Source organism: Nocardia yamanashiensis, from assembly GCF_021183565.1.
Lineage (GTDB): Bacteria > Actinomycetota > Actinomycetes > Mycobacteriales > Mycobacteriaceae > Nocardia > Nocardia yamanashiensis.
In genome coordinates, this window is record NZ_CP089226.1 from 1,560,293 (window position 1) to 1,572,754 (window position 12,462).

General features: G+C 68.6%; 13 protein-coding genes. 2 read left to right on the top strand and 11 right to left on the bottom strand.

What is annotated here, in order from left to right:
- Positions 1-2 precede the first annotated feature (2 nt).
- Positions 3-1,358, top strand: coding sequence for an NAD(P)/FAD-dependent oxidoreductase (locus tag LTV02_RS07460; protein WP_233039256.1), 1,356 nt, complete (start codon positions 3-5; stop codon positions 1,356-1,358).
- 1 nt (position 1,359) lies between these two features.
- On the opposite strand, the gene LTV02_RS07465 is transcribed toward LTV02_RS07460, so the two are convergent.
- The 7 genes from LTV02_RS07465 to LTV02_RS07495 form a co-directional block, all read right to left on the bottom strand.
- On the bottom strand, positions 1,360-1,842 hold the full coding sequence (locus LTV02_RS07465; protein ID WP_233039257.1) for a nitroreductase family deazaflavin-dependent oxidoreductase: 483 nt from the start codon (positions 1,840-1,842) through the stop codon (positions 1,360-1,362).
- A 36-nt stretch (positions 1,843-1,878) separates the two neighbouring features.
- Positions 1,879-2,523, bottom strand: coding sequence for a hypothetical protein (locus LTV02_RS07470; protein ID WP_233039259.1), 645 nt, complete (start codon positions 2,521-2,523; stop codon positions 1,879-1,881).
- 45 nt (positions 2,524-2,568) lie between these two features.
- Entirely contained in the window at positions 2,569-3,711 is a 1,143-nt protein-coding gene (locus LTV02_RS07475) for an FG-GAP repeat domain-containing protein (protein WP_233039261.1), read from the bottom strand.
- Positions 3,712-3,856: 145 nt separating this feature from the next.
- The gene (locus LTV02_RS07480) at positions 3,857-4,651 is read right to left on the bottom strand and encodes a hypothetical protein (protein ID WP_233039263.1); all 795 of its coding nucleotides are present in this window, start codon (positions 4,649-4,651) and stop codon (positions 3,857-3,859) included.
- Positions 4,652-4,770: 119 nt separating this feature from the next.
- Positions 4,771-5,103 carry an STAS domain-containing protein gene (locus LTV02_RS07485; RefSeq protein ID WP_233039264.1) on the bottom strand — a complete coding sequence of 111 codons (333 nt, stop codon included), beginning with the start codon at positions 5,101-5,103 and terminating at the stop codon, positions 4,771-4,773.
- Positions 5,104-5,290: 187 nt separating this feature from the next.
- A complete protein-coding gene (locus LTV02_RS07490) occupies positions 5,291-6,244 on the bottom strand; it encodes a helix-turn-helix transcriptional regulator (protein ID WP_233039265.1) in 954 nt (317 codons plus the stop codon).
- Positions 6,245-6,281: 37 nt separating this feature from the next.
- Positions 6,282-7,241, bottom strand: coding sequence for an AraC family transcriptional regulator (locus LTV02_RS07495; protein WP_233039266.1), 960 nt, complete (start codon positions 7,239-7,241; stop codon positions 6,282-6,284).
- A gap of 113 nt (positions 7,242-7,354) precedes the next feature.
- Between LTV02_RS07495 and LTV02_RS07500 the strand changes: the two genes are divergently transcribed.
- On the top strand, positions 7,355-8,092 hold the full coding sequence (locus LTV02_RS07500) for an ATP-binding protein (protein WP_233039267.1): 738 nt from the start codon (positions 7,355-7,357) through the stop codon (positions 8,090-8,092).
- 32 nt (positions 8,093-8,124) lie between these two features.
- Here LTV02_RS07500 and pgl read toward each other — a convergent pair whose 3' ends face one another.
- The 4 genes from pgl to tal are packed head-to-tail and all read right to left on the bottom strand — an operon-like array spanning position 8,125 to position 12,458.
- Positions 8,125-8,859 (bottom strand): 6-phosphogluconolactonase, encoded by a 735-nt coding sequence (gene pgl, locus LTV02_RS07505; RefSeq protein WP_233039268.1) that lies wholly within the window; start codon positions 8,857-8,859, stop codon positions 8,125-8,127.
- On the bottom strand, positions 8,852-9,760 hold the full coding sequence (opcA, locus tag LTV02_RS07510; protein WP_174567194.1) for a glucose-6-phosphate dehydrogenase assembly protein OpcA: 909 nt from the start codon (positions 9,758-9,760) through the stop codon (positions 8,852-8,854). The genes pgl and opcA overlap by 8 nt, the downstream gene beginning before the upstream one ends.
- Positions 9,757-11,322: a glucose-6-phosphate dehydrogenase gene (zwf, locus tag LTV02_RS07515; protein ID WP_332909563.1), complete on the bottom strand. Its 1,566-nt coding sequence runs from the start codon at positions 11,320-11,322 to the stop codon at positions 9,757-9,759. Before zwf ends, opcA begins: the two co-directional genes overlap by 4 nt.
- A 2-nt stretch (positions 11,323-11,324) precedes the next feature.
- A complete protein-coding gene (gene tal / locus LTV02_RS07520) occupies positions 11,325-12,458 on the bottom strand; it encodes a transaldolase (RefSeq protein ID WP_233039272.1) in 1,134 nt (377 codons plus the stop codon).
- Positions 12,459-12,462 lie beyond the last annotated feature (4 nt).

Genomic DNA, 12,462 nt, shown 5'->3' on the forward strand with positions numbered 1-12,462 from the left:
AGGTGAAGCCCGCACGGATCGTGATCGTCGGCGGTGGTTTCGCCGGAGTCGAATGTGCCCGCCGGCTCGAGCGCAAGCTGCGGCCGGAAGAAGCGGAGATACACCTGGTCGGTCCCAGTGACGGCCAGCTGTACCTGCCGTTGCTGCCGCAGGTGGCGTCGGGGGTGCTGACCTCGGTCGCGGTGGTGGTGTCGCTGCGGCGGGTGCTGCATCGCACCGAGATCGTGCCGGGGCTGGCCGTCGGGGCCGATCCCAAGCGCAATCACATCGTGGTGCGGCAGCCGTCGGGTACGCATTGCGGGCTGGAGTACGACCAGCTGGTGCTCACGCCGGGGTCGATCACCCGGATCATCGATGTCCCGGGGCTGCCGCAACACGGCTTCGGCATGAAAACCCTTGCCGAGGCGGCCTATCTGCGCGATCACGTGCTGCGCCAGCTGGACCTGGCCGCCGTCAGCGATGATCCGGCCGAGCAGCGGGAACGGCTGACCTTCGTGACGGTGGGCGCGGGCTACGCGGGTACCGAGACGACCGCGATGCTGGCCCGGCTCACCAAAGCCGCCGCGCGCGAATACTATCCGCGGGTCGATCCGGCGGCGGTGAAGTGGTATCTGGTCACGCACAGCGGACGCATCATGCCCGAACTCGGCGACCGGCTGGCCGCCCGCGCGAAGCAGATGCTCGCCCGCCGCGACATCGACCTGGTGGCGGGCGCGTCCGCCGCCGAGGTGACCGAGCGTTCGGTCACGCTCACCACCGGTCAGGTCATCCCCACCCGCACCGTGCTGTGGACCGCGGGCGTCACCGCCAGCCCGCTCGCCGACCATCTCGGCGCGACCACCATCAAGGGCCGCATCGTCACCGACGCCGATCTCACCGTGCCCGGTCTCGAGGACGTGTGGGCCTGCGGTGATGCCGCGGCCGTCCCGAACCTCACCGCCCCGGGCGAATTCTGCGCCCCGACCGCCCAGCACGCGAGCCGGCAGGGCCGCCACGCCGCCGACAATATCGTCGCCACCCTGCGCGGCAACCCGCGCGCGCCCTACCGGCACAAGGACCTCGGCATGGTCGTCGACCTGGGCGGCTTCGACGCCCTGGCCCGCCCCCTCGGCGTCGGCCTACGCGGCGCACCGGCCCAATTCGTCACCCGCGGTTACCATCTCATGGCGCTGCGCACCTTCGCCGCCCGCGCTCGCACCGGATTCAACTGGCTGCTGCATTCCCTGGCCGGCGACGATTTCATCCGCATCGGCCTCGCCGACGACGCCCCGCACACCATCGGCGATTTCGAGGACACCGGCGACTACCTCACCCCCGAACAGGTGACCGCCATCCTCGACGAATGTCATCCGGGCTGATTCAGCGCGGCTCGAGCAGCACGATGGGTATGGTGCGCTGCTCGGCCTGACGCCGGTAGGAGTCGAAACCCGGGAACAGCGCCACGAACTCGGGCCACAACCGCGCCCGCTCGGCATCGTCCGCGAGGCGCGCTCGCACCGGGCGCACCTGCGAGCCGATCTGAATCGTGGTGTCCGGGTGGGCGAGGAGATTGTGGAACCACGCCGGGTGCACCGGCTGCCCGCCCTTGGACGCCGCGACGGCCACCGCGTCGCCGTCCGGATGGAACATGACCGGCGAGGTCCGCCGGACGCCGGACTTCGCGCCGAGGTGATCCAGCAGCAGGATGCGCGCCCGCGGCCAGCCCGGCAGCCGCGCCCCCAACCGGCCGCGTGACCAGCGATACAGCGCCACATGGACTTTCGTCGACCGGCGGCCGAGGAACACCCCGCGCCGGGTCGCCTGGTTGGAGCTGGACAGTACGAAGTTCCCGAGAATCCCCACGATCTCCATTGAACCCGATATCCGGGCGGGGCGGGTTCAGCCGAAGTGGATCAGCGTGTTGTTGCCGAGGGACACCCGCGCGGATTCGTATAGCAGGAACCAGGTTTCGCGTTCCCGATAGAACGGATGGGTGTCGGTGTGGTCCGCCCGCAGTACCGCCAGATCGGTCTCGGCCAGCTCCGCGCCGATCATCGTGATGCCGATATACGGGGCCACATAGATGAGTTCGCGCAGCAGGCCCTGCGTCGACCCGACCATGCCGCCGGGAATGATGTCGTCGTCGGGGTACAGCACCATGTCGAAATCGACCGGCACGTAATAGCCCTCGCAGTCCGAGTGACAGATCAGATGCGACTCGAACATGTAGGTCAGCGCTTCGACCGCGGGATCGCCGGTGGGGTCCTCGCCGTCCGCGACGGGCGCGAGCGTCTCCCCGGGATTCTCCACGGCGCGGGCGTACGCGCGGCGCAGATAGTGCACGAAACTGTATGGCAGGCTGCCGATCTCCTCGCGGCTGGTCACGGGACCGTAGGTCTCCGGCTCCTGGTGCGCCGGTAGTCCTTCCGAGGCCAGCAGCGCGTTCAGCGCCTCGAGCTCGTTGCGCAGATCCGCCAGATACTCGGGATCGTCATTGCTCATCAAGCTGTACGCGTACGCGTGCGTGCCCACCGCCAGTCCCATGCGCACGAGGCTAGCGGTGGGGTACGACATTCCGCGATCGCCCGGCTACGAGGCGTTCTTCAGGAAGGACACCGCATTGGCGGCCCCGGCCACCACGATGTCGATCTTGCCGTCGCGATCGAAGTCGGCCAGGACCGGCGTCTGCGGCTGGTTGGTGACGGCGTAATCGGCGGTGCGGGCGACAGTGCCGTCCCCGTTGCCGGTGAAGATCACCATCTTCGAGTCCAATACCGCCGACATGGCGGCGTCGAGCTTGCCGTCCCGGTCGAAATCGGCCACCGCGATACTGGTCGGTCCCAGCCCTGAGAAGGTGATCCGGTTGGTCTTCTTGAAGCCGCCGTTGCCGTCCGAGACCAGCACGGTGGTGGAGAAGGAGAACGAGTCGGCGGTGATCACATCGTCGATGCCGTCGCCGTCGAAGTCCCCGGCCCGCACATCCTCGGTGATGAGACCGCTGGTGCTGGAACCCTTCTTGGTGAAGCTGCCGTCCCCGTCGCCGAGGAAGACCTGCACCTGCTGCAGCAGATCGTTGTTGATCGCGATGTCGATCTTGTTGTCGGCGTTGAACTTCCCGACCGTGAACGAGGCCGCCGGACCGGGAATGATGGCCGAATCACCGGATTTGAAGGTGCCGTCCCCATTGCCCAGCCAGGTCTTGACGCCGGCGGGAATGAGGCTGAGCATATCGGCCTTGCCGTCGCCATTGGCGTCGGCGACGATCACCTCCTGCTGCGCGCCTTCGAGCGTGGTGTACTTCTGGCCCACCTTGAAGGTGCCGTCGCCATTGTTGAGGAAGACCGCGATGCTGGTCCAGGCCTGCGCCACCACGTCGATCTTGCCGTCGCCGTTCAGATCGCCCGCGCCGACCGCGCCGTAACCGTTGCCGACCGAGCCGACCCGCGCACCGGGACCGAAGGTGCCGTTGCCCTTGCCCGCCATCATGATCGGGCCGTCGCCGCCGAAGTCGGCGGCCACGATATCGGTGATGCCGTCGCCGGTGAAGTCCGCGCCGACGGTGCCGATGGGCGAGGGGCCGGGACCCCACGACGGGAACGATCCGCCGGAGGGCGAATCGACCTTGGGGGAGAACGCGATATGGCCCGCGGCCTGCGCCGTGCCCGGCAGGGCGAGCACGACGGCGGCGGCCGCGGCGAAGACGAGACGGGGACCGGAAATGCGACTGTGCATAGGTGTTCCTCAGTCGGGGTGACAACCACCGTGCGGTGGTGGCCACGGACTCTAAGGCACCTGTGATCAGGAATTATTCGGGTTCAACGCAATTCGGCCGATTGTCGGTACATGATCGTTCCGCTCGTGCAGAGTGCCCGAAACGTCAGTAGTTCGCATTCAGGTACTCGGCGGCGTGGGTGGTCCACAGCAGATCCGAGCCCGGCATGGGATGCCCGGAGTAGCGCACGTGCTCACCGTCCGGCCACGGGGTGAGGTAGCCGAGCACCCCGCGCACCGCCGCGGCGTAGCGGTCGATGTTCGCCACCGGATCCCGCATCAGGAATTGCAGCAGCTGGTCGAACAGCAGCCCGGTGAAATCGCCGATGCGCGCGCCCTCCAGCAACGCGAACGGCGAAATGCCGGCGTCGATGACGCGCAGCGGCGAATCGGCGGGGGAGGCGGTGATGATGTCGTTCGGATTCGCGTATTCCCGCACATCCAGCCCGATCGGCCAATTCCCGCGCTGCCCGTGCAGACCGTAAAAGCCGGGCCCGCAGAGATTTCCGGCCGATTGCCCGGCGCGGCGCATCGGATTGGCGATATTCACCACGAACGCGATCTCCAGCGGCGAGCCGTCGGTATTGCGGAACTCCCCGGTCCGCACCCCTTCGAGAATCCGCGACGCCACGATGCCGCCGAGCGAATAACTCAGCAGCCCACACACATTCGGCGAATCCTGAATAGCGCGCACCCCTGCCGCGACGCCCTTCTTGACCGAGGTGATCAGCGAGGGTCCCCACAATTCCGGCACCGGTCCGATCGAGGCCGGCCAATCCGGCTCGAAACAGCTGAATTTGTCGGTGTCGAACAGTTTGGCGACGTCGTGCAACATCCCCGCCGGGGTGCCGTCGGTATTGCGCTGCTCCCCGGTGCCGCGCAGCGTGATGATATCGATCATGTCGTTCCCCTCCGCACCGAGACCTTCGGCGCCGAGGCTCACGCTAGGTGCGCACGGCACCGCGCTCGCGAGTAGTTCACTACCCGAATACGCGCCGGGTTCGTACGCGAAAGCGAAGGTCAGCGTCGCAACGGGGTGCGGCGCAGATGTTCGAGCCCGGTGAGGTCCAGGACCCGCCGCACCGTAGGCGAGATGCGGTCCACGCGCACCGTCTTGGCATGCGTGCGCGCCGCGTCCTGGAGGCGGGCCAGCACGCGCAGCCCGGCCGCGCCGAAGAACGTCACCCCGCTCAGATCGATCTCCACGATTTCGGTGGTGTGATCGGTGAGCAAGCCGATCACCGCGATGTAGAGCTGATCGGCGGTAGCGCAGTCGATCTCGCCCGTGCACACGGCGTTCGCGCGCATGTCCGCGCGGTGGACGAGCACCGACAGCGGCTCAATCGGGCGCACGGGACGACCGTCTCGGCGGTGCGGAACGCTCGCGGAAAGGAATCACGGCACCACCTCGTCGGCCGTCCGGAAGCGTATGGAGAACGGGGCACACGGATGCCTCACGCCCCTCCATCCCATCGCATCGCGGGCGGCGGAGCTAGCGGTGCGAACGAACGATACCGGCACGAAAAGCGAAGTCCCGGGCTCAGCTGCCGCGCAGGGTCTGCGCCGGATACTCACCGTAGATCGCGAAGTAGTGGGCGGCGAACCGGCTGGGGCGCAGATACCCCCAGCGCGCTGCCACGGCCGTCACGGTGATCCGGTCGCCGGGCGCCGCCGCTCGCAGTTCCTCCCGCGCCCGCTCCAGGCGCACCCGGCGCAGATAGTGCATGGGTGTGGTGTCCAGATGCCGCCGGAAGGCCAGCTGGACCGCGCGCGGGCTGACATTGCTGGCGCGGGCGATATCGGCGACGCCCAGATCCAGATCCGGATTGGTCTCGATGAACGCGGTGGCCCGCCGCACGGTGGTGCGGGTGGCGTCGGCGCGATCACCGGTGCCGTCGGCGGGGCCGCCACCGGAGGCGGTGAGCAGCACGGCGGCCAGCAGCTGTCCGGCATTGCCGACGAGCAGCGATCCGACATCCGAATCATCGACCAGGGCAAGGGATTCGGTCAGATAGTCCACCGAGTGCTGCCAGAATCGGGCGGCCGCGGGCGGCAGTCGGCCGTACCGCAACCGGTCCAGCAGCCCCTCCGGGCTGCCGGTGTCCCCGGCCGCCTGCTGGAGCAGCGCCACGTCCAGGCCCACCGCCTGCACATGGGTGCCGTACAGGGTCGAGCGGTGCGCGCGGTGGGGATGCGCGGCCAGGAACACCTCGCCCGGACCGTATTGCTCGCAGCTCGCGCCGGTGTCGAATGCCATGGTGTGGCGCAGGATTCGGCACACCATCAGTGATCCGATGGGTTCCTTCTCGTATCCGGTGGTGAGGGAATTGCGCACGGTGTCGAAGCGCACCGGCCCGATATCGCAGCGTTCGAGTTCGAAGCGGAAGGCCGCCGGATCGCCCGATACGCGAATCCTGGTGTCGCCGAACAAAGTCGTGATGTACTCGCGAGCGCGCTCCGGGTCGGTGGTGCTGAACTCGCTCCGTACCGGCATGCCGGACATCCCTCTCGGTCGGTGGCCCCGCAGCCGATCAGTCCCCGTGCAAGGTCTGCTCCGGGCTTTCCCCGAATCGCCGCCGATACCACGCCTCGAACTGGCCGGAATGCGGGAATCCCCACCGCCCGGCCAGTTCGGAGATGTCGATCCCACTCGACGGATCGGCCCGGCGGAGTTCGCGATGGACCGCGGCCAAGCGTATCGAACGCAGGTAGGCCGTGGGGGTGGTGTCGAACCGGCGGCGGAAGTTCTGCTGCACGGCGCGCGGGCTCGTCCCGGCCGCCGCCGCGATATCGGCGACGGTGATCGGTTGCGCCGCATGGGATTCGATGAACGCCAGCGCGCGCCGCAGGGCCGCCGGGGCCATCCAGCCCGCGCCGGGGCGATAGGAGGCGGTCATGGCGGAGTTCGGGAAGACGGCCAGGGCGGCCCGAGCGACCATCTCCTCGACCTGGGCTTGGACCAGCGCGTGGCCGAGCGGGGAGTCGGCCAGCAGTAGTTGCCGGTGCACGAACCGGGTGAGATCGCGCCACTGGCGCGCCATGACGGCCGAAACCGGGGACATGCCGTCGAACCGGAGCGGGTCGGTGGCGCCGATGGTTTCGGCGACCCGCGCCACGGTCAGAAAAGGGATATTGACAAGGAGGGCGCCGACATCGTCCCAATCCGCCCGCATGCCGGACTCGCAGTCGAAGCGCGCGACATCACCGTGCCGTAACCGCAGTTCGCCGCCGGCGGCGGCCAATTCGACGTGGCCGTCGAGGGTGGTAAGGGCCATGAACCAGTCGTTCGGCGGCAGGTGGCCGCGGGTGGGCATGGTGTACCAGATCTCGGACAAGCCGACCGGTCCGGCGGTCCGGGCGCTCAGTCGAAAGTGGCAGGCAGCGCCGTCGCTTAGGAAAACGATCGGTCGGTCCGTTGCGTACAGCTGATTGAGCACCCGATGCGCGAGCTCGGGCTCGCGCGTGGTGAGCTCCAGCGCCTCGACGGGCATTGCCGCACCGCGATTCGGTCGTACGTTGTATGGGTACCGATACTTTCGAGACCCAGGGTGACACATCGACGTCGCACCCGGCACCGAGAACCGGAGAGTGGAGGTCGGGTGCGATGCGAATCGACGGCAACTGGATCGAGGGGACAACGGTCATCGTCGCGTCCGCGGCCGGCCCGGGTCTCGGCTGGGAGCAGGCGATCCGCTATCTGCCCAGTATCGACACCCCCGACATGCGCGACTGGCTGGATCATCAAGCGGTCGGCCGTGAGGGTGCGGTGGTGATGCCGGTGGCGGGCGAAGGCGCCAGCCTGCTGTCCGCACCGCATCGCGAAGTCTGTGTTCCCCCACACGAATTCGCCGTGTTCGCCATCGCGCTGAGCGATCGGGCGATGGCCGCGTCGGCGCTCGGCGATCCGCAATTACGTCCCGACGCCGACGGCGAAACCCCGCTGCGGCGCGCCGGGCTGGATCTCGCGCCCACCGCCGACTGCGCTCGCCGCGCTCGCCGTTTCGTGGATCAGGTGTGCGACGACTGGGGGCTGCCGTGGATGATCGGCCCCGCCCGCCTGGTGGCCACCGAACTGGTCGAGAACGCCTACCTGCACGCCCGTTCCGACGACGACATCGGTCTGCGGCTGGAACTGCGCGATCGTGACCTCACCATCGCGGTGACCGACGCCGATCCCTATCCGGCCACGCTGCACGCCGCCGACCCGCGCCGCACCGGCGCGTACGGATTGCATCTGGTCGATCGCGTGACCGCCGTCTGGGGCTGCACCCGGCAGTGGCAGGGCGGCAAGGTGGTCTGGGCCGGGCTGCCGACCGCGCGGCGATACCCGGAAAACCCCTGAGCCCGGCGGGAATCCGGGCCCAGGGGAAATGCTCAGCGGGGCAGGTCGGCCGCCGCGCCCTCGTCGAGCAGCCAGGTGGTGGATTCGCTGCCGATGGCCCCGGCCGCCGGAATGTCCAGCGGCGAAGCGCCATTGAGCGCCGCCGCCACCGCGGCCGCCTTCGCCTCACCGGCCACGATCAGCATCACGTGCCGCGCTTTGCGAATCGCGGGCAGCGTCAAGGTGATCCGCACGGCCGGCGGTTTGGGCGAATGGGTCTCCGCGACGACCAGCTCGTGCTCCTCGCGGGTGGCGTCGGTGTGCGGGAACAGCGAATTGATATGCCCCTCACCGCCCATGCCGAGCAGATGCACATCGAAGGCGCCGTGCTCGGCGAGATGCGCGTGCACGGTCGCCAGGTACTCCCCGGCGGCTTCCAGCGGATCCGGGTAGTCGCCGCTGGAGGTTTCGGTGGGATGCACCCGCGCCGGATCGACCGGCACGTGATCCAGCAGCGCCTGGCGGGCCTGCAGCTCGTTGCGTTCGGGATCGCCGGTCGGCACGAAACGCTCGTCGCCCCAGAAGATGTCGAGCTTGCCCCAGTCGATGTCGCCCGGGGCCTTGCGCACCCATTCCAGCAGCCCGATGCCGGTGCCGCCGCCGGTGAGCACCACCGAGGCCGAGCCGCGCAGACGCTGCGCCTCCACCACCGCGGCGACGAACCGGGCGGCCGCGGCCTGCACCAGTTCGTCCTGGGTGGCGAAGGTTTCGACGGCGGGCTTACTCATAGGTCACCCTTTCGAGTCCGGTGAGCGCCTCGGCGTAGATATCGTCGGCGTCCAGGTGGCGCAGTTCCTCGGCCAGGCAGTCGCGAGTCTCGCGGCGCGCCAGGGCGAATCGCTGATCGGGTTCGCCGGTGCGGGTGAGCGTGGCGGTGCGGCCGTGCTGCGGGCGGGCGATGGAGATGGACACCGACGGCCGCGACATCTCCACCTTCAGCTCGCCGGTGCGCCGCACCACCGGGCAGTCCAGGCGTGCGGCCAGCCAGCCCGCCAGCATGTCCAGCGCCGGTTCGTCGCGCAGACCCGAGATCGTCACCGACTGAACGGGTTCGAAGGGCGCTTCGTCCAGCGCCGCCGCCAGCAGCGCCCGCCAATAGGTGATCCGGCTCCAGGCCAGATCGGTATCGCCGGGCGCGTAGGAGCCGCGCCGCTTCTTGATGGTCGATTGCGGATCCGGCGCGAAGGTGGCGTCGGTGATGCGGCGGGTGGCCAGCCGTCCCACCGAATCCTTGGACGGGAAGTCCGGGGCCCCGCGCGGCCACCACGCCACCACGGGGGTGTCGGGCAGCAGGAACGGAATCACCACGCTGGATTCGTGGGCAACCAGATCGCCTTGCAGCCGCAGCACGATGACCTCGGCCGCGCCGGCGTCGCCGCCGACCCGGATCTGGGCATCGAGGCGGGTGGCCGCGGTCCGGTCCCCGCGCGCGAGCACTATCACCCGGCAAGGGTGTTCGCGGCTGGCGTCATTGGCCGCGTCGATGGCGTCCTCGGCCTCGGAGCTGTCCAGCGTGCACACCACCAGGGTGAGCACCCGGCCCATGGTCACCACGCCATTGGCCTCGCGCAGCTGCACCAGGCGCTTGGACACCTCGCGGGTGTCGGTATCGGGCATGTCGATGATCACGGCCGCCGCCATTCCCGCCCGCTGCGCGCGAGCATCTCATCGGCCGATTCCGGTCCCCACGTACCCGCTTCGTACGGGTCCGGTCGTCCGTTCTCGGCCCAGTGGTCGAGCGCGGGATCGAGGATCTGCCAGGACAATTCGACTTCCTCGTTGACCGGGAACAGCGACGGCACGCCCAGCAGCACGTCCAGGATGAGCCGTTCGTACGCCTCGGGAGAGTCCTCGGTGAACGCTTCGCCGTAGCTGAAGTCCATGTTCACATCGCGCACCTCCATGGAGGACCCGGGCACCTTGGACCCGAATCGCATGGTGATGCCCTCGTCCGGCTGCACCCGGATGACCAGCGCGTTCTGCCCGAGTTCCTCGGTCATGGTCTGGTCGAACGGCAGGTGCGGGGCGCGCTTGAACACCACCGCGATCTCGGTGACGCGGCGGCCCAGGCGTTTTCCGGTGCGCAGATAGAACGGCACGCCCGCCCAGCGCCGCGTTTCCACCGCGAGGGTGATGGCGGCGTAGGTCTCGGTCTTGGAGTTGGGGTCGAAACCCTCCTCCTGCAACAGGCCCACCACGGGCTCGCTGCCCTGCCAGCCCGCCGTGTACTGACCGCGCGCGGTGGTCTGGTCGATGGGTTCGACGAGCTTGGTCGCCGAGAGCACCTTGATCTTCTCGAGCTGAAGTTGCTTGGGCTGGAAGCTGACCGGCTCTTCCATGGCCGTGAGCGCCAGCAGCTGCAACAGGTGGTTCTGGATGACGTCGCGCGCCGCGCCGATGCCGTCGTAGTACCCCGCGCGACCGCCCAGGCCGATGTCCTCGGCCATGGTGATCTGCACGTGGTCCACGTAATTGGCGTTCCAGATGGGATCCCACAGCTGGTTCGCGAAGCGCAGCGCCAGCAGGTTCTGCACCGTCTCCTTGCCCAGGTAGTGGTCGATGCGGAACACCGACCGCTCCGGGAACACCCCGTTGACCAGGGCGTTGAGCTCGCGTGCGCTCTGCAGGTCGTGCCCGAACGGCTTCTCGATCACCACCCGCCGCCACGGCCGGGGCTGCCCGGTGGGCACCTCCGCCGATTGCGCCAGGCCGTTCTTGGAGAGCTGTTCGAGCACCACCGGGAACTCGTCCGGCGGAATCGAGAGGTAGAAGGCGTGATTGCCGCCCGTCCCGCGATCCCGGTCCAGATCCTTGAGGGTGGTGGCGAGCTTGTGGAAAGCCTCGTCGTCCTCGAAAGTGCCGCGCACGAAACGCAATCCCTCGCGCAGCTGCTGCCACACCTCGTCCCGGAAGGGGGTGCGGGCGGAACTGCTGATGGATTCGTGCACGAGGGCCGCGAAGTCCTCCTCGGACATATCGCGGCGGGCGAACCCGACCAGGGCGAACCCGGGCGGCATCAGCCCGCGGTTCGCCAGGTCGTAGATGGCCGGCAGCAGTTTGCGCCGCGACAGGTCACCGGTCACCCCGAATATCACCATGCTGCACGGTCCCGCGATGTGAGGAACCCGGCTGTCCCGCCCATCGCGGAGCGGGTTCACCGTCGTGACCGTTGTCGCCGCGCCGGAAGCCACCGTCAGTTGCCCCCCGCCGCCTGGAGCTGTTCGGTGGTGGCGACCAGCAGTTCGTCCCAGGACTTGACGAACTTGTCGACGCCTTCGGTCTCGAGCACGCCGAACACGTCGGCCAGATCGATGCCCACCGCGGCCAGCTGATCGAAGACGGCCTGCGCCTCGGCGGCCTTGCCGACGGCCGCGTTCGGCACGATCTCGGCGTGGTCGGCGACGGCCTCGAGGGTCTTCTCCGGCAGCGTGTTCACCGTGTTCGGCGCGACCAGCTCGGTCACGTACATGACATCGGAGTACTCGGGGTTCTTCACACCGGTGGAGGCCCACAGCGCGCGCTGGGCGTTGGCGCCGCCGGAGGCGCGCAGGCCCGCGTAGGTGGAAGTGTGTGCGCCGCCGTCGAATACGTCCTGGTAGGCCGCATAGGCCAACTGCGCGTTGGCGATTCCGGCCTTGCCGCGCAGCGCGAGCGCCGCCTCGGTGCCGATGGCCTCCAGGCGCTTGTCGATCTCGGTGTCCACGCGGGAGACGAAGAACGAAGCGACGGAATGGATCAGGGCCAGATCGTGCCCGGCGACCTGGGCATTGCGCAGGCCGTCGAGGTAGGCGCCCATGACCGAGACGTAGCGCTCGACCGAGAAGATCAGCGTCACGTTCACGCTGATGCCCTCCGCGATCACCCGCGTGATGGCCGGCAGGCCGGCCTCGGTGGCGGGAATCTTGATGAGCAGGTTCGGGCGGTCCACGATCTTCCACAGCTCGATGGCCTGCGCCACCGTGCCGTCGGTGTCGAACGCCAGGCGCGGGTCGACCTCGATGGAGACGCGGCCGTCCACGCCCTTGGACGCGGCGAACACGTCGGCGAACAGGTCGCAGGCGTCGCGCACGTCATCGGTGGTGATGGTCTTGACGGCGGCGTCGGCGTCCGCGCCCTGCGCGGCCAGCTCGCGCACCTGCGCGTCGTAGTCGTGGCCCTGCGCGAGAGCCCCCTGGAAAATGGTCGGGTTGGTGGTGACGCCGACGACATTGCGGGTGTCGATCAGGCCCTGGAGGTTTCCGGACTTGATGCGACCGCGCGAGAGATCGTCCAGCCACACCGAAACCCCGGCGGCGCTGAGCGCCGCGGTGTTCGTGTTCTGGGTCATGGAA